This window comes from Rhodoferax sp. (assembly GCF_044236835.1).
GTDB lineage: Bacteria > Pseudomonadota > Gammaproteobacteria > Burkholderiales > Burkholderiaceae_C > Allorhodoferax.
The window spans coordinates 56689-79481 of sequence record NZ_JBIIGC010000015.1 but is presented as its reverse complement, the minus strand read 5'-3'; the positions used below and the strand labels follow the sequence as shown (position 1 = coordinate 79481).

The 22793-nt window shown below is 63.4% G+C and carries 22 protein-coding genes; 5 read left to right on the top strand and 17 right to left on the bottom strand.

Going from position 1 to position 22793, the window contains the following annotated elements; translation table 11 throughout:
* Positions 1–213 precede the first annotated feature (213 nt).
* Positions 214–1014, top strand: coding sequence for a 2-oxo-tetronate isomerase (gene otnI / locus ACILRC_RS11545; RefSeq protein WP_395669522.1), 801 nt, complete (start codon positions 214–216; stop codon positions 1012–1014).
* 72 nt (positions 1015–1086) lie between these two features.
* Positions 1087–1299, top strand: a complete 213-nt coding sequence (locus ACILRC_RS11540) for a hypothetical protein (protein WP_395669521.1) — start codon at positions 1087–1089, stop codon at positions 1297–1299.
* Between the two features lie 19 nt (positions 1300–1318).
* On the opposite strand, the gene ACILRC_RS11535 is transcribed toward ACILRC_RS11540, so the two are convergent.
* The gene (locus tag ACILRC_RS11535) at positions 1319–1930 is read right to left on the bottom strand and encodes a response regulator (protein WP_395669520.1); all 612 of its coding nucleotides are present in this window, start codon (positions 1928–1930) and stop codon (positions 1319–1321) included.
* 59 nt (positions 1931–1989) lie between these two features.
* On the opposite strand from ACILRC_RS11535, the gene ACILRC_RS11530 reads away from it, so the two are divergent.
* Complete coding sequence (locus ACILRC_RS11530; protein ID WP_395669519.1) at positions 1990–2760, top strand: YdcF family protein; 771 nt, start codon at positions 1990–1992, stop codon at positions 2758–2760.
* On the opposite strand, the gene ACILRC_RS11525 is transcribed toward ACILRC_RS11530, so the two are convergent.
* Positions 2725–4062 (bottom strand): hemolysin family protein, encoded by a 1338-nt coding sequence (locus ACILRC_RS11525; protein ID WP_395669518.1) that lies wholly within the window; start codon positions 4060–4062, stop codon positions 2725–2727. The two genes, ACILRC_RS11530 and ACILRC_RS11525, sit on opposite strands and share 36 nt — an antisense overlap.
* 24 nt (positions 4063–4086) lie before the next feature.
* Here ACILRC_RS11525 and ACILRC_RS11520 point away from each other — a divergent pair, with 24 nt between their 5' ends.
* Entirely contained in the window at positions 4087–4968 is an 882-nt protein-coding gene (locus ACILRC_RS11520) for a symmetrical bis(5'-nucleosyl)-tetraphosphatase (RefSeq protein ID WP_395669517.1), read from the top strand.
* Between the two features lie 101 nt (positions 4969–5069).
* Here the strand turns inward: ACILRC_RS11520 and ACILRC_RS11515 are convergent, their stop codons facing one another.
* The 9 genes from ACILRC_RS11515 to queE all read right to left on the bottom strand — a co-directional run bounded on the left by ACILRC_RS11515 (position 5070) and on the right by queE (position 15123).
* Positions 5070–6035, bottom strand: coding sequence for a hypothetical protein (locus ACILRC_RS11515; protein ID WP_395669516.1), 966 nt, complete (start codon positions 6033–6035; stop codon positions 5070–5072).
* The gene (locus tag ACILRC_RS11510) at positions 6020–8152 is read right to left on the bottom strand and encodes a S8 family serine peptidase (RefSeq protein WP_395669515.1); all 2133 of its coding nucleotides are present in this window, start codon (positions 8150–8152) and stop codon (positions 6020–6022) included. Before ACILRC_RS11510 ends, ACILRC_RS11515 begins: the two co-directional genes overlap by 16 nt.
* Before the next feature lie 65 nt (positions 8153–8217).
* Positions 8218–9495 (bottom strand): hypothetical protein, encoded by a 1278-nt coding sequence (locus ACILRC_RS11505; protein ID WP_395669514.1) that lies wholly within the window; start codon positions 9493–9495, stop codon positions 8218–8220.
* The gene (locus ACILRC_RS11500; RefSeq protein WP_395669513.1) at positions 9492–10331 is read right to left on the bottom strand and encodes a DUF6502 family protein; all 840 of its coding nucleotides are present in this window, start codon (positions 10329–10331) and stop codon (positions 9492–9494) included. Before ACILRC_RS11500 ends, ACILRC_RS11505 begins: the two co-directional genes overlap by 4 nt.
* A gap of 118 nt (positions 10332–10449) precedes the next feature.
* Positions 10450–11883, bottom strand: coding sequence for a DEAD/DEAH box helicase (locus ACILRC_RS11495; RefSeq protein ID WP_395669512.1), 1434 nt, complete (start codon positions 11881–11883; stop codon positions 10450–10452).
* A 224-nt stretch (positions 11884–12107) separates the two neighbouring features.
* Complete coding sequence (gene dcd / locus ACILRC_RS11490) at positions 12108–12680, bottom strand: dCTP deaminase (RefSeq protein WP_395669511.1); 573 nt, start codon at positions 12678–12680, stop codon at positions 12108–12110.
* Positions 12681–12722: 42 nt separating this feature from the next.
* Entirely contained in the window at positions 12723–14090 is a 1368-nt protein-coding gene (guaD, locus tag ACILRC_RS11485) for a guanine deaminase (RefSeq protein WP_395669510.1), read from the bottom strand.
* Complete coding sequence (locus ACILRC_RS11480; protein WP_395669509.1) at positions 14087–14491, bottom strand: 6-carboxytetrahydropterin synthase; 405 nt, start codon at positions 14489–14491, stop codon at positions 14087–14089. Before ACILRC_RS11480 ends, guaD begins: the two co-directional genes overlap by 4 nt.
* The gene (gene queE / locus ACILRC_RS11475) at positions 14488–15123 is read right to left on the bottom strand and encodes a 7-carboxy-7-deazaguanine synthase (RefSeq protein ID WP_395669508.1); all 636 of its coding nucleotides are present in this window, start codon (positions 15121–15123) and stop codon (positions 14488–14490) included. The genes ACILRC_RS11480 and queE overlap by 4 nt, the downstream gene beginning before the upstream one ends.
* Before the next feature lie 267 nt (positions 15124–15390).
* Here queE and ACILRC_RS11470 point away from each other — a divergent pair, with 267 nt between their 5' ends.
* Positions 15391–15753: a hypothetical protein gene (locus ACILRC_RS11470; RefSeq protein WP_395669507.1), complete on the top strand. Its 363-nt coding sequence runs from the start codon at positions 15391–15393 to the stop codon at positions 15751–15753.
* 6 nt (positions 15754–15759) lie between these two features.
* Here the strand turns inward: ACILRC_RS11470 and ACILRC_RS11465 are convergent, their stop codons facing one another.
* The 6 genes from ACILRC_RS11465 to ACILRC_RS11440 form a co-directional block, all read right to left on the bottom strand.
* A complete protein-coding gene (locus ACILRC_RS11465) occupies positions 15760–16803 on the bottom strand; it encodes an adenosine deaminase (RefSeq protein ID WP_395669506.1) in 1044 nt (347 codons plus the stop codon).
* Between the two features lie 72 nt (positions 16804–16875).
* On the bottom strand, positions 16876–17907 hold the full coding sequence (locus tag ACILRC_RS11460) for a Rieske 2Fe-2S domain-containing protein (protein WP_395669505.1): 1032 nt from the start codon (positions 17905–17907) through the stop codon (positions 16876–16878).
* Positions 17908–17987: 80 nt separating this feature from the next.
* Positions 17988–19130 carry a BMP family ABC transporter substrate-binding protein gene (locus ACILRC_RS11455; protein WP_395669504.1) on the bottom strand — a complete coding sequence of 381 codons (1143 nt, stop codon included), beginning with the start codon at positions 19128–19130 and terminating at the stop codon, positions 17988–17990.
* 37 nt (positions 19131–19167) lie between these two features.
* Positions 19168–20088: an ABC transporter permease gene (locus ACILRC_RS11450; RefSeq protein ID WP_395669503.1), complete on the bottom strand. Its 921-nt coding sequence runs from the start codon at positions 20086–20088 to the stop codon at positions 19168–19170.
* Entirely contained in the window at positions 20088–21173 is a 1086-nt protein-coding gene (locus ACILRC_RS11445; protein WP_395669502.1) for an ABC transporter permease, read from the bottom strand. The genes ACILRC_RS11450 and ACILRC_RS11445 overlap by 1 nt, the downstream gene beginning before the upstream one ends.
* Positions 21166–22734 (bottom strand): ABC transporter ATP-binding protein, encoded by a 1569-nt coding sequence (locus ACILRC_RS11440; protein WP_395669501.1) that lies wholly within the window; start codon positions 22732–22734, stop codon positions 21166–21168. Before ACILRC_RS11440 ends, ACILRC_RS11445 begins: the two co-directional genes overlap by 8 nt.
* Between the last annotated feature and the right edge of the window lie 59 nt (positions 22735–22793).

Genomic DNA, 22793 nt, shown 5'->3' with positions numbered 1-22793 from the left:
TTCAAACCGAAAAAGCTTACTTGTATTGGGCACGGTTTTTCATCCGTTGGCATGGACGCAACGGCTCCATGCGTCACCTTGGGTGCCATCGCTGAACCCTACAGCCTGCCAACCCAATTGCTGACTTGGGCCTTCGGGCCACGTCTACAGTTCGCTCGACCTGTGGCACCATGCCCCGCGCGCCACCACCTGCTGCACTCCCAACCACCCACCATGCCCCGCTTCGCCGCCAACCTCTCCCTGCTGTACAACGAACACGCCTTCCTGGACCGTTTTGCGGCCGCTGCTGCCGATGGGTTTTTGGGTGTGGAGGTGTTGTTTCCGTATGCGTTTGCAGCCCAAGATATCGCCAAGCGCTTGCAAGACTGGGGCCTGCAGCAGGTGTTGCTCAACGCACCACCGGGCGACTGGGATGCGGGTGAGCGCGGCTTGGCGTGTTTGCCCGGGCGCGAGGCGGAGTTTCGCGCGGGCTTTGGCCGCGCCCTCGACTACGCACACGCCTTGGCCTGCCCGCGCATCCACACACTGGCCGGCCTGGCTCCCGCTGACGTTGAGCGCGCAGCACTACAGACCACCTATGAAGCGAATCTGGCCTGGGCTGCCGAACAGGCCGCCGCCGCCGGGGTGCAAGTGCTGATTGAGCCGATCAACACGCGGGACTTCCCGGGCTACTTCCTCACCCACCAAGAGCAGGCGCACCACACGGTGCAGTCGTTGGGCATGGATGCGCTGAAGGTGCAGTTTGACCTGTACCACTGCCAGGTCATGGAGGGCGATGTCGCCACCAAAATCCGCCACTACCTGCCCACCGGGCGGGTCGGGCACTTTCAGATTGCGGGTGTTCCCCAGCGCCATGAACCCGACGTGGGTGAGCTCAATGCGCGCTACTTGCTGGGTGTGATTGACGAGGTTTCCGCGGCCTGCGGCTGGACGGGCTGGGTGGGTTGCGAGTACCGCCCGGCGCGCGGCGCGGTGGCGGGGGCCACCTCGGCTGGCCTGGGCTGGATGGCCTGATTTGCGCTGGCGCCAGCGCGTCGATAGGCCCGTTTCTGGCGCAAGCGGCTTTAGGCCGTAAAATCGCGCCCTATGAGCAAACCCGTTACCAAGTCTGCGATCCTGGATGATGGACTGCGTTACAAGTCCAAAGTGTCGGGATCACCGTTCACCTCCACCGCCTATGTGGGTGCCTCCACCATGTCGTGCTTCCTGTGCGGCAAGCACCGCCCACGCACCCAGCTGACGACCCGCAAACTGTTGGGCAAGTCGCAGGCGGTGTGTTCCCCGAAGTGCGAAAAGTAGCCCCTCGGCGCTAGTCCAATCACTGGCTGCGCTGCAGTATGCCCCGGCGCACCAGCGCTTCAAGCTGGTGGTAGTCCAGCGGCTTGGGCAGATAGGCCACACCATCCGGAAGACCGCCTTGTGCGCGGATCTCTCCGGTACTCAGCGCTGAGACCGCCACTACCGAGAGCTTTGCAAACCCCGAGCCGGGCTTTTTGAGTGCGCGCAGCATCGCGATGCCGTCCATGCCGGGCATCACCAAGTCGGTCACCACCATGTCCGGGGCGATTTCGCCGATCCGCACCAGCCCCTCAAACCCGTTGCCCGCCACCGTGATCCGGATGGGCAAACCCCAACTCTGTACCACCGAGCTGAAAAGCCGAACCAAGTGCACGTCATCTTCAACCAGAAGCAGGCTGAACGCTTGAACATCGATGGGTGGGGTGCTGGCGCCAACGACGAGGCTGCGTGCGCGGTCGGCCAGCAAACGCTCAACCGCGCTGCGCGCGATGCGCCGGTGTCCGCCTGCCGTGCGCCATGCGCTGAGCACACCGGATTCCACCCAAAGTTGCACCGTTCTTACCGCAACGCCCAAGGCCTCACCGGCTTGCCGGGTCGTCATCACATCGTCGTTGGCGGCGGTTTTACGCATGAAAATCGGGGGGAATCCAAGGCTTCGCCGATCATACAAGTTCACCCTGCAAGGGATTTATGTTCATCGCATCCAAACTGTTGGCACTGTTGGCGCAACCCCTGCACTGGGTGATTGCGCTGCTGCTTTTGGCCTTGGCGCTGCAGCGGCACCGCGTTGCGGCGCGGCGGCTCACTGCCAGTTCGGTGCTGCTGTTGGTGCTGCTGGGCTGGCAGCCTTTGCCGGACTGGTTGCTGCGCCCACTTGAGTCGGCGTACCCCGAGTTCGCCCCCAGCGCCGATCTGTCAGGCTACACCGGCGTGGTCGTGTTGGGGGGCGCACTGGAGCCAGGCTACCTCGCTCAAGACCATACGCAAGCACTTTTGGGCGAGAGCGCCGAGCGCATGACCGCCGCCGTGGCCTTGGCCCAGCGCCACCCCAATTTGCGCATTGTGTTCACAGGCGGCGAGGGCCAGCTTTTTGGCACTGGACCCACCGAAGCCGAGCGTGCCGCGCGCTTCTTTTCCAGCATGGGCGTGGATGCGCAAAGGATCACGCTGGAATCTTCCTCGCGCAACACCTACGAGAACGCGGTCATGGGTGCCGCCCTGCCCGGTATCGACATCCGCCAACGCTGGTTGCTATTGACCTCGGCGTGGCACATGCCGCGGGCGATGGGCAGTTTTGTGAAGGTAGGCTGGAACGTGACCGCTTACCCCGTGGACCACCGAACCGCACACGCGACGCCTTGGAGCCAGTACTCGCTGCACCTGGGCGCTGCGAAGTGGCAGTTGGTGTTGCGCGAATGGCTGGGCTTAGGGGCCTACCGGCTCGCGGGCCGGATCGAGTGAGTTACTGCCAAGCGCAATGCTGGCCCGCACCTTGTCGATGCGCTTACCGTCCAGTCCGGTGACTTCAAACTGCCAGCCGGCACAGGGGACACGGTCGCCCAGAGCAGGCACGCGGCCAGAGACCGTCATCAGCAGGCCAGCCAGCGTGTTGTAGCGGCCCCGGCCTTCCTGGGGCAACTCGTCTTCGATGGCGAGCCGGGTCTTGAACTCACCCACCGGCATCGCTCCGTCCAGCTCCCAGGAGCCATCGCCCAGCGCAATCGCCCAGGCTTGGGCTTGGGCGTCGGGCTGCAGCTCGCCGGTGATGGTTTCGAGCAAGTCCATCGGAGTAATCAGGCCCTGCACCACACCATACTCGTCCACCACAAAGACCATGCGCGCCGGTGCTTTGCGAAACTGTTCAATCAGCTCCATGCCAGTGAGTGTCTCTGGCACAAACGAAGCAGGCTCCACCAACGGCTCGACGCTGCCCTGGTGCGACGGCCCAAACTCCAGCAAACGCGCCACGCGCACTACGCCCACCACGTCGTCGAGCGAGCCACGGCACACGGGGTACCACGAATGCGCACCTTTGCTTCCGGCTGTACTGGCCGCCCGCAAACAGTCGGCCACGCTGTCGCCGAGATGGAACCAGGCGATGTCGGCGCGCGGCAGCATCATGGAGCTCAGCGGCCGGTCGTCGAGGTGGAACACATTGCGCACCATTTGGTGCTCATGCTCTTCGATGATCCCAGCGTCCACGCCCTCTTCTAGGCTGGCCGAAATCTCCTCCTCGGTGACCGCGCGCTGATTGGCGGTGTTCACCCGCAGCAGCACCAAGGTGGCCTGGGTGCAAAGGGCCAACAGCCGCACAAAGGGCTTGGCACCGATGGCAACCCAGGTCATGGGCCGTGCCACGACGCGGGCCACCGCCTCGGGGTACAACTGCCCAATGCGCTTAGGCACCAGCTCGCCAAACACGATGGTGATGAAGGTAATGACGGTCACCAGCAGCACCGTCGCGGTGATCGCCGCCGCTTGGTCCGACAACGCAAAGCTGTGCACCAGCCATGCAGCCAAGCCGTCGCCAAAAGCGGCCTCGCCTACGATCCCATTGAGCATGCCGATCGACGTGATGCCAACTTGCACTACCGACAAAAACTGGGTGGGGTTGCTCAGCAAGTCCAGCGCCGCCTTAGCGCCTGCGTCCCCCGCTTCGGCCATGGTTTGCAAACGCACTTTGCGGCTTGCGGTCAGCGCCAACTCTGACATGGCGAATGCACCGTTGAGTAGCGTGAGCACCAGAATCACCAGAAAGTCCATGCAATCCCAAGCAGAATAAACACCATGGCACTTTACCTGATCGGCGACGTACAAGGCTGCGATGCAGCGCTGCAGCGCCTGCTCGACACGCTGGCGTTTTCGCCCAGCCAAGACACCCTGTTTTTTCTGGGGGACCTGGTCAACCGCGGCCCCGAATCAGTCCAGGTGCTGCGTCGCTTGCTGGCCTACGGCAGTTCGGCACAGTGCGTGCTGGGCAACCACGACCTGCATCTGCTCGCGCTGGCCTGCGGTGCACGCACACCCTCGGCAAAAGACACTGTGGCCGACGTGCTGCAAGCGCCGGACCGCGACGCGCTGCTGCACTGGCTCGCGCAGCAACCACTGGCACGGCAGCTCTGGGTCGCAGACCAAGAAGTTTTGCTGGTCCATGCTGGCGTATTGCCGCAATGGAGTGCGGCCGACACCATCGAGTTGGCGCACGAGGTTTCGGTGGAATTGAGGCAAGCAAGTGGTCAGCCAGCCGGCGGTGCTGCCGCGCGCGCATTCTTTCAGGCAATGTATGGCAACACGCCCAACCACTGGTCTGCTGACTGGCAAGGCGCAGAGCGCACCAGAGTGGTCGTCAACGCCCTGACGCGCCTGCGCTTTTGCACCGCGCAAGGCGAGATGGAGTTCGATCACAGCGGAGCGGCTGACTCGGCGCCCGCAGGCTACCTGCCTTGGTTCGACGTGCCAGGAAGAAACACCAGCGACATCACGGTGGCCTTTGGCCACTGGTCACGGCTGGGTGCGTTGGCGCGCAGCGATGTATTGGCCCTGGACACCGGCTGCGTCTGGGGCGGCTGCTTGAGCGCGCTACGGCTGGCGCCAGGCGCGACTGGCCAGGGCCTCAACACCGAGCGCATTGCAGTGGCATGCGAGCCGGCCCAATCCCCGGGCGACTGAGCGCGCAACCCCGACTTCTGGAGTCCTCAGCACAGGCGCAGGCCAAGGGCAGCGACACGCACTGCCACTGCGCTGGCGTCCAATCGCTACGTCCCCAATCCCTACTTCCAAAACCACTTCAGGCCAAGCTGCCATGTGGTGTTGGCAGGTTCCGTCACGCTCGCGTTGATCTGGCGCTGCACATCAGAATCGTCCACCCAGCTCACGCTAAGGTAGGGCCTGAACTCCCCTGGCGCATAGCGGTAACTGCGCTCGGCACGCAGCGAGATGCCGCGGCTTTGGCGGTTCACCGCGTCGCCGTAGGAAGCAGACACCTGCGACAAATGCGAGACCGCCAGACCCTGCAGCAGCACGGCCGCTTCAAGCCGCCAATGCTGTGCGCCCTGGGACTGCGCTGGTGCGGCAGTCGACTGGTATCCAGCCAAGGCCCACAGACCATAGCGTTCGCGCTCGTAACCCACATGGCCCACGCTGGTGGTGCCCCGCAAATCGTTGTAGTAGGTCTGCCACTCCAACCCAGCGTCCCAGCGGCCTGCCGAGGCGGTGCCTGGTGCGCTCAGGCTGTACAACGCCCGCCACGCCGTGTCGAGGGTGGTTCGCCGGTCGATGGCGCCGCTGACTGGGCTGCTGTAATTGGGCGCAGACAGCAAGCCCTGCGCCTGCAGCACCCAGCGCTCCAGGCCCCAAGGCTGCGCCCACTCCAGCTGCACGCCGAGGTTGGGACCGGCGAGTTGCATCAACGACTCTCTGTAGTGGGTGTAGCCCGTGGACACCCCCAGCCGCAAGCCCGACTTGGTAACCAAGGGACCCGGTCCTGTGGCAAGGCCAGCAGAGGCGTCGGTGGGCGCGTCAGCGCGGGCGTCTGCTGCCGCGTCTGCCGAAGCCATCGGGGTCGGGATCGGAGGCGCAACCGGTACGCCGGACGTGGCTTGGACGTCCAGCGGCCCAGGCAACGTGTTCTGCGCCCAGGCTGCTGGCGCGAGCAGCAGTGCGATGCATGCCAGCGCCGCGCAGCGGCCGGCCAACAACCGGGGCACTGGCGCGGTCACCATCAGTTGGCCGCCCACTCGAAGCTAATCATGCGGACCTTGCCGTTGGACGGCAGCACGGCGGTGAGGTCTGCAGAGTCTGCTCCAACCACGACGCCCGTGGCGGCACTGCGAAAGCGACGCGACAGCGTGTCGTACAACGTCACTGAGGGAAATGGGTTGGCACTCAGCGGATCGGTGGCACTTGGGTCGGCAAAGTCATACGCGAAGAAGCGCAGGGACGCGATCTTCCAGGAGCCCGCGAAGGTAAAGGAATCACCCTTGGCGAAGATCCCGCACGCACGTCGACCTTGGTAGTTAGGGGCGCTGTACACGCACAACCGGGTGAAGTCCGCCGCGAACGGCGTTGGCGTTGGCGTTGGCGTTGGCGTTGGCGTTGGCGTTGGCGTTGGCGTTGGCGTTGGCGTTGGCGTTGGCGTTGGCGTTGGCGTTGGCGTTGGCGTTGGCGTGGGCGTGGGCGTGGGCGTGGGGGTGGGGGTGTCTACACCTGCCACTGCCAGCAGTTGGGCACCCGCCTTGGAGGTACGCAGCAGCGGGCGCGTCAGCGTCTGGCCGCTCAGGTTCAGCGAAATGCTCTTGTCACTGGTAAGTAGCGCAGCTTCAATTTCGGCCAGGCTGGCATTAGGCTTCAAGCCGCGCAGCACGGCCACCGCGCCCGACACCATGGCGGTGGCTGGCGAGGTTCCCGCTGCGGAGGTCCAGCATTCAAAGCCTTCGCTGGCGTTGGCGCAGGGGGTGGGCATGCTGTACTTGGCATCGACGTCGCCGCCAATGGCAAACAGTTTGACCTGGGAACTGAAATTGGTATAGGCCGCAGCGGCATTACCGCCGAGTTTGGCTGCGGCAACGCTCACCGTGTTGCTCACGCAGGCCGGGAACGAAATGGCTGAAGTGTTGTACGAATTGCCCGCAGCCACCACGGGCACCACGCCTTGCGCGCGCAAATTGGCAAAGGCCGTGTAGAAGAGGCCGCCGACGTATTCGGAATCGCAGGCAGCGCTGTAGCTGCCACCACCCAGGCTGAGGTTCACGGCCACGATGGGTGGCTGACCGGCCGCCTTGCGGGCCTGGGCCTGGGCCGTGACCCACTCGATACCTGCCAACAAGTCGCCCGAGTTGGCCGACACACTGACCTTGCCGTTGCTGTTGCTTCCGCTAAACACTTGTACCGGCAAGATGCTGGCCGCCTTGGCGACGCCACCCGCGGTGACCGAGCCATTGGTGTACGCCATCGCAGCCGTGGCCGCCATGCTGGTGCCGTGGCCGCAACCTCCGCCCAAAGCCTGAGCGCCATTGGCAGTGCCTAGCTTGTCTACGCAGCTGCGCCCGGCATCTGCACTCGTGGTGTCGGAAATCGCTTTGCTTGTCGCCCAAGAGGGGCAAAAGCCCACACCACCCACCGAGGGTGTGGAGAAGCACGCGCCCTGGAGCACTTTGCCGGTGCCGCTGAGCGCCGGGTGCCGCTCGTCCACCCCGGTGTCGAGCACTGCGATCACGGTGCCCGCGCCGGTGGCTTGCAGCGTGCTGCCGCCCACTGTGTAACTGGGCCACGCGGTGCCGCCGTCAAAGCCATCCACTACCGCCTTGTTGAAGGCGGCCACCGTAGAACTGGTAGCGACCCCATTGGTACTCAAGGGAATGTCGGCAAACACGCCCTTGACGTTACCGATTCTGGGCAGCAGGTTGAGTTCGCATGCGGTGAGTTCAATGCGCACCACCGTGCCACTCTTTGGCTTGTAGGCCTGGGAAATGCGGGCGGCCAAGGCTGCCACATCGCAGCTGCTTCCCGTGTCTGCACCTGCTGCTGGGCGCTGGGCGGCTTGCGCCAAGGCCGCAAGAAACTGGTCTTGGGCCAGCGCGCGTGCATCGTCTGCACTCAAAGTGGCGCCGCTGCTGGGCGTTACCGGCTGCAGCTCCACAAAAGCGCCCACGGTATCGGCCGGGTCGGCGGGCTGCAGATCTTGCACCTGCGCGCTCACCGCCGGGTTGGTGGTGGCTGGTGTGCTGCTTGCACTACCACCACCGGCACCGCCGCACGCCGACAGCACCAAGGCGCTCGCTAGCACCCAGCCCACACGCCAAGGTGGCGCGCGCGTGCCCCAAACGGGAACCCACGAAGACAGAGACGATTTCATAGGAAAACTCCTTTCTGATTCAATGTACACACCCGATTACCCAAAAAAAAGCTGCAGGAAACGCGCTATCGAGTCCGACTCGAAGGCAACACCCGACACACCACTGACTCGGGCTGCACCACCGAGCCGCTGGGGTAGCCGGTGACCTCAATGGCCACCGTGGTCTCGGGCTCCAAGTCGGCGCAGGTATCGCTTTGCGCCAGCCAGTCACCGAGGTCCACCTCTACGCCGTTGAGCAGAACAATCTGCTCACCCCTCAGCACCATGTCCGCACTGCCCCGAAACACCACCGCGGTGCTGCGACCCAGTGAGTCGCCTTCGCGCGGGGTGATCTCTTCTACGGTCCAGACGCCCGTGCGCTCGTCTTGGCGCAACCTAAAGCGCGAGAAGGTGCCCGCTTGCAATGCCTGCAGGGTGTCTGCGTTCAGGCGGTCAACTTCCACCCGGGCGCTGATACCCTGCACGACCACCCTGTTGTCCTGTGCATTGAATTGCACCGGCAGTCCGCTGATTTCCAGGGTGTTGCCCGCAAGCGCCGGGTTGCTGGGCAGGTTGGCCGAGCGCCAGTGCGCAGCGGGAATACTTGTCACGCCATGCCACGCTGGCAACTCCGTGGTATCCACCCACACCTTCACCCAGTCGCCTACCGCGACATCGCTGCCCGCGTCGGTGCCCTGCACACGCCGACCATCGCCGGTGTGCAACGTAAAGCTGCGCGAGCCCGGCTGAACCGTGACAACGGTGCCGGTGACCAGCATGCGCTGCGGCGGGATGCTGCGTTTCTCAATGCGCGACGCCACCAACACCCGGCCCTTGATGGGGTCGGCATCCACCCATGCACCGTGGACTTCCACCACATCACCTGCATCCACGTCGACAAGCTGGTTGAACCCTTCCAGATAGGTGCTGCTGCTTAAGGTGCTTTGGTAGGGCAAGGCGCGGCTGACAAAGCGCACCCACTGGCCCATCACCACCAGGTAGCCCTGTGCATCCGGTGCGCGCTCCACCGGCCCAAGCAAAGCCGGCAGGATCTCAGCCGTGCTGACCTGCCCCGCGCCGTTGACCAAGACCCGTACCCGCTGACCCAACTTGAACTGACCTGCAGCCAGGGTGCCGCTACCGTCATCCACCTGCACAAGCGCTTGGCTGTTGTCGTAGCGAACTCCATCGATGAACACGCTGCCAAAGCCGGTCACATTGCCTTCCTTCAAGCCGGTGCCGCCCGTGCCCACACCGGCGGTGAAATCGCCACCGCCGCAGGCCACCAGCATCGCCAACAGCAGACACAGCCAGTGGCGTGGGCGTGTCAGGGCCAGGTAGAGGGGCAGTGCTTCGCGCTTCATTCTTCAGTGTCCATGGTGTCTCGGTAGGTGAACATGCCCATGCGAAAGCGTTGGTTGCCGCCGCGCGGCTCATCGTGCTCACACAGCGGGGTGGCGGCGCGCACCACGTGGGCCATCGCGTCCATCCACAGCTTGGTGGACAGCCGCTCCAGAGCGTCCACCGATTCGCGGCTCAGACCGTCGGCAAACACACTCTGCTCCAGGTGCCGGTCGCCTGGCTGCGCGCCCAAGTTATGCATGCCCGCGGCCAGGTGGTCGCAGACGCTGTCGGCCAGCAGGTCTTGTGCAGTCTGGTCCTCGTCACTGGTCCCAACAGGCATGTAGGCGCGCTGGGTCAGCGTCACCTTTTGTCGCTGCGCATCCACCTGCACCACGCCCTGGCGCTCCAGTTCGCTGAGCAGCGCGCGCGGGTGCACATCGGTGGAGAGGGTCTGGGCCATGGCAGTGAAAGACTGAGCCTCGCCCGCCAACGGCAGGGTCATGCCGCTCTCGGAGCCCAGCCAGCGGGCGACCAGTTGCGCGGGCAAACTGGGGCGACGCTGACCCGCTACATGCGGCACAGCGTCACCTGCGGCATTGGTGACCAGGGTTTGTGCCTCGCGCCATGCCTTCACGTCTTTGCGGTGCAGGCCCGAGAGCAGGCTCAAGGAGGAATCGGTGACTTTGGTGTGGGTCCGCTCCAGTTCCAGTACCGCAGCTTCCAAAAACACCGGCTTGGCCTCTTGCATGAACTCGCGGTAATCGATACCACTGCGCAGCGCCCAACGCACGACCGGGCGCAACAGCCGAAACAAGGGCTTGGACGGACGACGCGGCGGGTTGGTCGGGGTGCTCACGCCGCCATTCTATATGGGAATTTTTCCCATTTTTTAAAAGTGCGGATGTTTTTCTCGGTCGCTACCAAAAAAAATGGCCACCCGCAGGTGGCCATTGCCCTGTACCCGCGTGGGCTGGCTACTCTGACTTGAACAGGGCTGCCACTTTGCGTTTGGGCTTGATATTGGCCGAAATACTGCGCGCCGCAGGCCGCACTGAGGCCTCCCACGCAGGGGGCGCTTCCTCGGACACCGCGGTGGGCTCGTAGGGCATGTCGAAAAACGGATCGCGCGGCTTGGCCGCTGGGCGGCTGTGGGCGCGCGCTGTGGGCCGCGCCTCCGGATGGCTGCTGCGGGCGTGGTCGCTGCCCTCGTCACGGTACATGCGCCGACCGTCGTTGATGCGGCCCTGCCGGCGTACGTCAGGTTGGTCTTCTTCGAACTCGATGGCTTCGAGTTCGATCTTGGTCTTGATCAACTTCTCGATGTCTGCCACCAAGCGGGCGTCGTTGTTACCGCCGACAAAGCTCACTGCCAGCCCCGACGCGCCAGCACGGCCGGTGCGGCCGATGCGGTGCACGTAGTCTTCGGCGTTGAAGGGGATGTCAAAGTTGAACACCGCAGGCACGTCCTTGATGTCCAAGCCGCGCGCGGCCACATCGGTGCAGACCAGCAAATCGACTTCGCCTTTTTTGAAGGCGTCGAGCGCTTTGAGGCGCTCATCTTGGCTTTTGTCGCCGTGCAAGGCCGCTGTTTTGAGGCCCTCGCGCTCCAGTGAGCGGGCTAGGCGCGCGCAACCCAGTTTGCTGTTAACAAATACGAAGGCCTGCTTCAGGCCGCGGGTTCTGAGAACCTGGTGCAGCGCATGTCGCTTGTTGTCTTCGCCTACGCTGTAGAAATGCTGCTCCACCGTGGAGGCGGTGGCGTTGGAGCGGGCGACCTCGATGGTGACCGGGTTTTGCAGGTAGCTGTTAGCGAGGCGCTTGATCTCGGGCGAGAAAGTGGCCGAGAACAGCAGCGTGGTGCGCTGCTTGGGCAGGTACGAGAGGATGCGTTGCAGGTCCGGCAAAAAGCCAATGTCGAGCATGCGGTCGGCCTCGTCCAGGACCACATACTCCACCTGGTTGAGCACCGCGTTTTTGGCTTCGATATGGTCCAACAAGCGACCCGGCGTGGCCACCAGCACCTCCACACCGGCCTTGAGTTCCAGCGTCTGGGGTTTCATGTCCATGCCGCCAAACACCACGGCGCTGCGCAAATGGGTGTACTTGGCGTAGAGCTTGACCTGCTGTGCCACTTGGTCGGCGAGTTCCCGGGTGGGCAGCAGCACCAAGGCGCGCACCGGGTGGCGAGCGGGCGAGGTGGACGCGTTTTCGTGCTTCATGAGGCGCTGCAGCAGGGGCAGCGCGAAGGCGGCTGTCTTGCCGGTGCCGGTTTGGGCAGCGCCCATCACATCTTTACCAGTCAGCACCACCGGGATGGCCTGCGCCTGGATCGGCGTCATGGTTTGGTAGCCCATTTCGGCTACGGCACGGGCCAGCGGTGCAGCCAGTTGCAGCTGGGCAAATGCCATGACTGGCGTGTCAGTATTGAGTTCGTTGCTTCCAGCAGAGTAGGTGCCAGAGAGAGGCGCGGGCTGCGCAGATGTGGGAGTCGGTGCGCTGGACAGGGCGGGCGCGTTGGGGGAGGTCGGTTCAGGTTTCAAGTCGGTCAGGCATAGCCAAGTGGGTGCTATCCATCCGATAGCAGGGTGGCCCCCAGACCGGGGGCGAGCCGCATTATCCCCTATCGGACTTTTCAGGCCTTGGGCAGCGTCACACCGACCTGGCCTTGGTACTTGCCGCCTCGGTCTTTGTAGCTGACCTCGCAAACGTCGTCTTTGTCGCTCTCGAAAAACAGCACCTGGGCACAGCCCTCGCCCGCATATATCTTGGCGGGCAGCGGCGTGGTGTTGCTGAACTCCAGCGTCACGTACCCTTCCCACTCCGGCTCAAATGGGGTGACGTTGACGATGATGCCGCAGCGCGCATACGTGCTTTTGCCCAGGCAGATCGTCAGCACATTGCGCGGAATGCGGAAGTACTCCACGGTGCGGGCCAAGGCGAAGCTGTTGGGCGGGATGATGCAGACGTCGTCGTGGAAATCCACGAAGCTCTTCTCGTCAAAGTTCTTCGGGTCCACCACAGTGCTGTGGATGTTGGTAAACACCTTGAACTCGGGCGCGCAGCGGATGTCGTAGCCATAGCTGCTGGTGCCGTAGGAGATGATTTTTTTGCTTTCGCGCTGGCGGATCTGACCCGGCTCAAACGGCTCGATCATGCCGGTGGTCTCGGCCATGTGGCGGATCCACTTGTCGCTTTTGATGCTCATGGGACGGGGCTCCTGGTGTGGCGCGGATTGTAAGCAGCGGCCTTAGCGTGGCTGTGCGCCCTGCGGCTGGGCGTCCAGCGCCTGCGATATGACGGTGCGCTCTACCAAGCGGTCGTCGCCCAACACAATCATCGAGAAGAGCAATTCATCCAGGTTCGCGGCCCGCGCCGTCTTGCGCGCCAAAAGCGGCGTGGCCTGCGGGTTGAGCACCACAAAGTCGGCCTCGCAGCCGGGCAGCAAGTTCCCCCAGGTGCATACGCCCCCGCCATGCTGGTTTCCTGCCAGCACCTCACCAGCGCCTGCGGTGTGTTGCCACCACAGATGCTGCGGTGACAAGGACACGCCAGGCTTGGTTTGCCCCTCGCGGCCCACGGTGTAGGCCGCCAGCATGGTGCGAAATGGGCTAAAGCTGGTACCACCTCCCACATCGCTGGCCAGGCCGTAGCGAAAGCCCACGCGGTCGGCACCCAGGTAATCAAAGAACCCGCTGCCCAAAAACAAATTGCTGGTTGGACTCACTGCTGCAGCCGCGCCGGTCTCACGCATCAGGGCGCGGTCGTCGTCATCGAAGTGGATGCAGTGGGCATAGACCGCGCGTGCGCGCATCAGACCGAAGTCGGCGTAGGTGGCAAGGTAGCTGCGCGAATCCGGAAACAGGGATCGCGCCCACGCGATCTCGTCTTTGTTCTCGGCCACATGCGACTGGATCCACACGTCTGGATAGCGCTGCGCCAACGCCCCGGCTCCGCGCAGTTGCGCCTCGGTGCTGGTGGGCGCAAAGCGCGGGGTGATGGCGTAGCCCAAGCGGTCTTTGCCATGCCAGCGCTTGATCAGCGCCTCGCTCTCCATCAGGCTCTGTTCGGTGGCGTCTGTGCCGTTTGGGCCGGCGCGGTTAAGCAGCTCGGCCGGTGCGTTGCGGTCCATCAGGCACAGGCCGGTGACCAGACGCATCTGCCGCTGCTGGGCCTGCGCAAACAAGGCATCGACCGACGCAGTGTGCGAGGTGGCAAAGGCCAAAGCGCTGGTGACGCCGTTGCGCAACAACTCGTCGATGAAAAAGGCCGCCGCCTCGGCGCTGTACGCGGGCGAGGCAAAGCGCATTTCTTCGGGAAATGTGTAGTTCTCCAGCCAGGGCAGCAGGCCCGAGGCGGGCGATCCAATCACGTTGGTCTGGGGAAAGTGAATGTGCAAATCCACAAAGCCCGGCGCGATGATGCGTCCGCTCAAGTCTTCAACCACCACGTCCGGGTACTGCGGGCGCAGGCTGTGCCAGTCACCAATGGCCTGCACCAGCTGCACGCCCCGCGCATCGGCGTCCACCACCAAGAGGCCGTCTTGCTCAAACCGGGCCTGCGGTGCGCCGCCAGTGTAGGGAGCAAACCACAGCAAGGACGCGCGGTAGGCCCTCATGGCTGTGGGCTGCGTCGCAGCGTGCAACCGTCGCCCAGTGCCTCGCGCCACACGCGCACCTGCACCACCTGTGGCAAGCGAGATTCCATACCGCGCCAAACGAAGGCAGCCAGGTTCTCCAAGGTGGCCGGGCCCAGGCCGGGCACCTCGTCAAGCAGCTGGTGGTCGAGTTGCGGGCGCAGCTCGGCAATGGCCAAGCGCACCCGACCCAGATCAACCACCATGCCGGTGTCCGCATGCGGTGTGCCTGCCAGCGTGACCTCGGCGTGGTAGGTGTGGCCATGGATACGGCGGCTGCCCTCGGCCTCGATCTCGCGCTGCAAGGTGTGCGCCGCGTCGAAAAAGAACTTTTGCGTGATTTCGAACTGGGCGAGCGCGGGTGGCGCAGCAACTGTGGTCATCGGATGCCTGTGATTTTGTGAGTTTGTAAAGAGAGCCGCCACGCCGGGCGTTGCAGGCACAGGGCGACGCAGCGCTCGGTGTTGGAAGTGCGCAGCAGGTTGTCCATGGGCTGAAGGTAGCGGTGCTGGAAATCGGCGGCCTCCAGCACGTCCAGGTCCAGGCCGGTTTGCGGCCACACCACCTTGAGCTCGTGGCCGCTGCGCTGCACCCAAGGCGCACCGGCTTTGGGGCTGACGCAGATCCAGTCAATACCCGCTGGTGCAGGCAGACTGCCGTTGGTCTCTACTGCGATATCGAACTGCAGTGCATGCAGCGCATCGACCAGCGCCGCATCCACTTGCAGCAAAGGCTCGCCGCCGGTCAGCACCACAAAGCGGTGGGCAGCGTCACTATCGGGCCACTGCGCGGCAATGCACTGCGCCAACTGCGCTGCGTTGTCGAACTTGCCACCCAAGGTGCCGTCGGTGCCCACGAAATCGGTGTCACAAAACTGGCAGACGGCGCTGGCCCGGTCCGCCTCGCGGCCCGACCACAAATTGCAGCCCGCAAACCGGCAAAACACGGCCGGGCGGCCGGCATTGGCGCCTTCCCCTTGCAGGGTGTAGAAAATTTCTTTGACTTGGTAGCTCATGCCGCGCCCTAGAGTGCAAGGGAGCAGCAGACACGCGCAGCGCGGTGCGCAGCCGTGAGGTTTTTGTACATGGTGGTCCTCGACATGGTCCCGCACGTTGGCAACACAGCTCCTGACCGGGACGCCCAGAGCGGCGCTGATTTTATCCGCCAGGGAGGCACGCCAAAGCAGGACACAAAGAAGCAAGCGTTTGGCCAGCCTTTTTGGGCTTTAGCCGCAAGCGCCGTCCCGAAAAATCAGGCCATTACCGCTTTAGCACTACCAACCATGTCACTCCAGTACCAACTCAAAGGCGGCGCCTACAACTTGTACGACCTCAGCACACCCACCAGTGCGATCACCGGCGAGCACCGGCTGCGGTTGCGCACCGACACGGTGGCCATCGCTTTTGATATGAACACCGGCAAGCTGCATGAGCATGGCAGCCCCACGCGCATCCACTCATGGGCGCAGCACACGCGCAGGCGTCTGCGCTCCAACGGCGATCTGGCGCAGGCCAATAGCATCGTCGTGGTGTCCGGCCCACTGCCGGTGGACGAAATCAACAAGTGTCTGACGATCCAGGGCTACTGCAGGCGCATGTTCAAGCGCCTGAGCAGCCTGCCCCACGGCAAGTGCATGGCGCACTGAGCCGAATCACTCAAACGTTTCAAACACCGCATCCAGTCGCGCGATGTGGCGGGCGCGCTCGGAGGGCTCGATGAAGCTGGCATCGAAGCTGTTGCGCGCAAGCTGGTAGGCGTGCTGGGCGCCCAGCCCCAAGGCGGCAAACGTCTGCGTGAAGTTGTCGTTGATGTAACCGCCGAAGTACGCCGGGTCATCCGAGTGCACCGTCGCCACCACGCCGGCTTGTAGCATGTGCCCCAAGGTGTGCTGGGCCAATGTGGGGAACACCCGCAGCTTGATGTTGGAGAGCGGACACACCGTGAGCGGAATTTTGTCCTGGGCCAGGCGGCGCATGAGCGCTGCGTCGTGGGTGGCCTGCACCCCGTGGTCGATACGCTCTACCTTGAGCACATCGAGCGCACCCCAGATGTAGGCGGGTGGCCCCTCTTCGCCGGCATGCGCCACCAAGCGAAAACCCAGCTGGCGGGCCCGGGCAAACACCTTGGCAAATTTCTCTGGTGGGTGCCCCACTTCGCTGCTGGCCAGCCCGATGCCCACCAGCATCTCCCGCATGGGCAAGGCCTCTTCCAGGCAGGCAAAGGCCTCGTCTTCGCTGAGGTGCCGCAGAAAGCACAGGATCAGCGACGCCGTCATGCCAAAGCGCGAAGGGGCATCCATGCAGGCACGGTGCAAGCCGCGGATGACGGTCGCAGCGCTCAGGCCGTGGCCGGTGTGGGTCTGGGTGTCAAAAAACAACTCGGCATGGGTGACGTTGTCGGCTTGCGCCCGCGCAAAGTAGGCGCAGGCCATGTCGTAAAAGTCCTGCTCGGTTTTGAGCACCAGCGTGCCTGCGTGGTAGATGTCTAAAAACTCTTGCAGGTTGTCAAACACATAGGCTTCTCGCAGCGCTTGCACGCTGGGGTAGGCCAAAGCGACGCCGTTGCGCTGGCCTAGCGCGAACATCTGTTCGGGTTCGAGCGAGCCTTCGATGTGGATGTGCAGCTCAGCCTTGGGCATGGCGCGCAGCAATGCGGGCAGGCGGTCAGCGGTGATGGGGCGGATGTGGGGTGGCATGGTGTGTACTCTTGGGGTGTGTTCTAGGGGTGGTTCGGTTTGGGCAGCACGGTTGGATACAGCGTTTGCGCATCAGAGCACGCCAAACCGGACCCCGCTGTGCTTCAAGAACCGGCGGTAGGCGCTTGACGCCCTATCTGCTGCGGTGTGCAACTCGCTGTGCCCCTGCAGCGGCAGACGCTTGGGGTACTGCGACTCCAGCACCGGCTGGTCTTGCAAAAAGATGGTGTGCTGGAACGCCTGCAAGTGCGTGTCTGGCGAGGTGAAGTCGGCCACTGCCAATCGAAACCACACCCGACTGCTTTGCGGCGTCAGCGGGCTGATGAACAGAGCAATCGACTCACGGTAGCCAGCCACCGCCGTACTGTTGGTGTCAGGCACTTTGCTCAACACAGCCGAGTACGGCGCCGTGACCTCGTAGCGGTACTCCACCTCGGCCGGCGCAGTGGAGTGCACATTGCTTTGCGGCTGCCAAGCCTTGCAGCCCGTAGCCACCAGGCCGGTGCGCGTGCTGGCCACGGTGTAGTCGGCCACGCGGGTGTGCTGGCGGCTGCCAAGCCAGCCTTCGTGCACAAAGCCGAAATGGGCCATGTCCAAAAAGTTTTCCACGATGCGTGGTGCGCTGGTCAGTACATCGTAGGGTCCGCAGTTGAGCTTGCGCAAATGGTCGTCATGCTCGGCCGCGAAGGCGGGCACCTCGGCGGCGTCGGCACCGCCGAGCGCCAGCCGCACCCAGACCAAGCCGTAGCGCTCCTGCGCCTCAAACACGGTTGCCCTGTGGCTCGGTGGTGGCACAAACTCTGGCATCGCAGGCACCTGGATGCATTGGCCTGACGCATCGAATTTCCAACCGTGGTAGGGGCACTCCAGCTGGCCATCGCACACCCGGCCCAAGGAGAGCTTGGCACCGCGGTGCGGGCATTGGTCGGCCCAGGCGTGAATGGTCGTGCTGCGGTCGCGCCAGAGCACCACGGAGCGCTCCAGCAGTTGCACAGCCACTGGGACGGCGCCCACATCCTGCACCTGCGCAACTGGGTGCCACAAGCGCGCTTCGACGGAAAGTTCGGATGCGGTCTCTACGGTGGTTGCTTCGCAATCGGCCATGTCACACCTTGCAACGTGGGGCGCTTGAATAAACAAAGGCCGCTGGAAAGCGGCCTTTGTTGGAACGCGTGTGCGGTAGCTTACTTGTTGTTTGGCACTTTGCCTTCCACGCCCTTGACGTAGAACATCACGCCGCTGAGGAACTTGTCGTCAGCCACCACGTCTTTGGCCAACTGCTCTTTACCAGTGTTGTCGACGATGGGGCCTTTCCAGATGGCGTAGGTGCCAGCCGCCAAACCACTGCGGATTTCGTCCACGCGGGCCTTGGTCTCGGCAGGCACATCTTCGGCGATGGACACCAAATCAATGGCGCCTTCTTTCACGCCCCACCAGCTGCTGCCCGTGGTCCATTTGCCTTCCAGCACGTCGCGGGTGGTCTTGATGTAGTACGGTGCCCAGTTGATGATGGCCGAACCCAAGTGGGCCTTGGGGCCATAGGCCGACATATCCGAATCCCAACCAAAGGCACGCTTGCCCTTTTCTTGGGCGGTCTTGAGGACGGCTGCCGAGTCGGTGTTTTGGAACAGCACGTCAGCGCCGCTGTTGATCAGGCTGGTTGCCGCCTTGGTTTCTTCTGGCGGGTTGAACCACTGGTTCACCCACACCACCTTGGTTTTGACCTTGGGGTTGCTGCTTTGGGCGCCCATGGTGAAGCTGTTGATGTTGCGGATCACCTCAGGGATTGGCACCGAAGCCACCACGCCCAAGGTGTTGGTCTTGGTCATCTTGCCAGCGATCACACCCGCCATGTAGGCACCTTCATAGGTGCGGCTGTCGTAGGTGCGCAGGTTCTCGGCGGTTTTGTAGCCGGTGCCGTGCTCGAACTTCACATCCTTGAACTCAGGGGCCAACTTGACCATGGTTTCCATGTAGCCAAAGGTGGTACCAAAAATCAGCTTATTGCCTTGGGTAGCCATGTCGCGGATGACGCGCTCTGCGTCGGCCGACTCGGGCACGTTCTCCACATAGGAGGTCACGATCTTGTCACCGAATTCTTTTTCCAGCGCCTTGCGTGCGGTGTCGTGCGCAAAGGTCCAACCACCGTCGCCCACCGGGCCGACGTAGGCAAATGCGATCTTGAGCGGTTCGGCCTTGGGTGCAGACGCGGCCGCAGCGGGTGCGGGGGCCGGTTCTTCTTTCTTGCCACAGCCCACCAATGCTGCACCCAGCACCGCGGACACCGCCGCTACTTTGAGCAGCGAGCGCTTTTGCAAATCTGTCATGTCAATTCCTTGTTGATAGAAGTTAGATGAGAAGAACTCAGGAGCCCGGATAGAACGGTTTGCCTATCGAGGCTGGCATGTTAATACGAATCCAGCGGGGATTTCGCGATATCAAGGCCAGCACCACGATGGTTGCCAAGTACGGCAGGCTGCTGAGCAACTGGCTCGGTACATCGACGCCCATGCCCTGAAAATGGAACTGCAACATGGTCACCCCACCGAACAAATACGCACCAAGCAATACCCGTGCCGGACGCCATGTTGCGAAGGTGGTCAGGGCCAGCGCGATCCAGCCGTTGCCCGCCACCATGCCCTCCACCCACAGCGGCGTGTAGATGATAGAAATATAAGCACCAGCCAGTCCACACAGGGCACCACCCAGCACCACCGCAGCCAGCCGAATCCAACGCACCGGGTAACCCAGCGCATGGGCGGACTCGGGGCTTTCGCCCACGCTGCGCAAAATCAGCCCGGCGCGGGTGCGATACAAAAACCAAATCAGGGCCAGCGCAAACATCACCGTGAGGTAGACCAGTGGATGGTGCCGAAACAAGGCGGGGCCTACCAAGGGAATGTCAGACAGCCAAGGCACTGCAAAGTTGTGCCGATCGGGGATTTTTTCTTGGACAAAACGGATACCGGCAAATGCCGAGAAACCCGCGCCAAACAAGCTCAGCGCCAGGCCAGTGGCGTACTGGTTGGTGTTGAGCCAAATCACCAGCACGCCGAACACGGCTGCCAGACCCGCACCAGCTAACACGCCTGCCGCAAAACCAGCGGTGTCGCTGCCGGTGCCCACCACCGTGGCAAAACCGGCGATGGCGGCGCACAGCATCATGCCTTCAGCGCCCAGGTTGACAATGCCGGCCTTTTCGTTGATCAGCAGGCCCAGCGAAGCGATGGCCAACACGGTGCCCGCATTGAGCGTGGCCGCCAGCAGCAGTGCGTAGGATTCCATCATGCGTTCCCCGCAGCCACCTTGGGCTGCGCACGGGTCCATTTGAAGCGGTAATTCACCAGGGTGTCGCAGGCCAGCAGGCTAAACAGCAGCAGCCCCTGGAACACGCCGGTGATCGATTTGGGCAGCCCCAAGCGGGACTGCGCCAGCTCGCCGCCGATGTAGAACATGCTCATCAGCAGGGCCGAAAACACCATGCCCACCGGATGCAGCCGCCCCACATACGCCACGATGATGGCCGCAAACCCGTAGCCTGCGGGTACGTAGGGCGTGAGCTGACCAATGGGTCCAGCCACTTCGAGCGCGCCCGCCAGACCAGCCATGCCACCCGAGACCAAAAAAGCCGTCCAGAGTGCGCGGCGCGACGAGAAGCCCGCATAGCGCGCCGCAGCCGGGGCGAGGCCGCCCACCTGCTGGGCGAAGCCTGATCGGGTGCGAAACAGAAAAACCCAAAGCGCGGCCACGCCGAGCAGGGCGATCAGCACCCCTATCGACATGCGCGAGCCCTCAAACAAACGCGGGATGCGTGTGGCCGCCTCGAAGGTCTTGCTTTGCGGAAAGTTGTAGCCCGCTGGGTCTTTCCACGGGCCGTACACCAGGTAACCCAATAGCTGCACCGCCACATAGACCAGCATCAGGCTGACCAAAATTTCATTGGTATTGAACTTGTCGCGCAGCAGCGCCGCCAGACCGGCCCAGACCATCCCACCCACGATACCAGCCAGCATCACGGGCACCACCATCCAGCCTCCGGTGGTGGCATCGGCCGTGAGCGCGATACCGCTAGCCGCAATGGCGCCCACCAGGTACTGGCCTTCGGCGCCAATGTTCCACACGTTGGAGCGATAACACACCGCCAGCCCCAACGCGATCAGTAGCAGCGGCGTGGCCTTGACCACCAACTCACCCAGGGCGTAGCCGCTGCGAATCGGCTCCCAAAAAAAGACCTGTAAACCGCGTACCGGGTCTTTGCCCAAGGCCGCAAAAAGGACGACGCCAATCACCACCGTGCAGACCAGCGCCAACAAGGGCGAGCCGTAGCTCCAAAACTGCGAGGGTTGGGGACGCGCTTCGAGCTTAAGCATGCTGCACCTCTGGCGTGGGCGCGCTTGTGACGGTGGCATCTGGCGCGTCCCACAGGCCGCTCATCCACTCGCCAATTTTCTCCACCGTGGCCTGCGCCACCGGGATCGAGGGCGAGAGCCTGCCACGCGCAATCACATGCAGTCTGTCGCTGAGCTCAAACAGCTCGTCCAGTTCCTCGCTGACCAAAAGCACCGCGCAACCGGCCTCGCGCAGCGCCAAGATTTCGCCCCGGATTTGTGCCGCCGCGCCCACATCGACCCCCCAAGTCGGCTGCGACACGATGAACAGCCGGGGTTTGGCATCCATCTCGCGCCCCACAATGAACTTTTGTAGATTGCCCCCAGAGAGCGAGCGCGCCACCGCATTGGGACCACCCGCCTTGACGTTGAAGGTCTCAATGATCCGTTGGGCGTGCGCCTCCAAGGCGCGCACCCGGATCCAGCCCCCGGCAAATCGTGGGTGCGAAATGGCGCCGGTGCGCGTGAGCAGCAGGTTGTGCGCCAAACTCAGCGTGGGCACCGCCCCGCGGCCCAAGCGCTCCTCCGGCACGAAGTGCAGACCCAGTTTGCGCCGTGCACCCGGATGCAAGGCGGAGACGTCCACTCCATCCATCTGGATGCTGCCCTTGGGCGCGCGGCAGTCCTCCCCCGACAGGGCGTACAGCAACTCCTTTTGGCCGTTGCCCGACACGCCGGCGATACCGACCACTTCGCCCGCGCCCACCTGCAGGCTGATGCTGTCCAAGTCCACACCGAACTGGTCCTCGCGCGCCAAGCGCAGGGAGTGCACGCTCAACACGGTTTTGCCCACGGTTTGCCGACGGTGTGCGAGCGGCGGCGGCTCGGCGCCGATCATCAGGCGCGACAGCGACGCGTTGGACTCCTCGGCAGGGTTGCACACCCCAGTGACCTTGCCACCACGCAACACCGTGCAGGCATTGCACAGAGCACGAATTTCATGGAGCTTGTGCGAGATGTACAGAATGCTGCAGCCCTGTTCGGCCAGCTTCTTGAGCACCACAAACAGCTTCTCCACCGCCTGTGGAGTGAGCACCGAGGTGGGCTCGTCCAGGATCAGCAGCTGCGGGTTGGTGAGCAGAGCGCGGATGATTTCCACCCGCTGCATCTCGCCCACGCTCAGGGTGTGCACCGGACGCGAGGGGTCAATCTCCAGCCCGTACTCGGCGGCCTTGGCGGTGATGCGCTCGGTCACCCGCGCCAAGGACATGGCCTTGTCCAAGCCGAGCCAGACGTTCTCGGCCACGGTGATGGTGTCAAACAGATTGAAGTGCTGAAACACCATGCTGATACCCAAAGCGCGCGCCTCTTTGGGATTGCGAATCTGGGTGATGCGGCCATTGAAAGCGATCTGGCCGGCATCGGCCTTGACCGAGCCATAGATGATTTTCATCAGGGTCGACTTGCCCGCTCCGTTTTCGCCGAGTACCGCATGGGTCTCGCCCGGCATCACCGCCAGGCTGATGTCGCTGTTGGCCACCACACCGGGGTAGGCCTTGGTGATTCCGCTGAGTTGAAGCCGGGGGACGGGAGCGATGGACATGACAAACCAGAAGCAGGATGTGTGCCCGACTTTACACGGCGGCGGCAGCTTGGCACCGG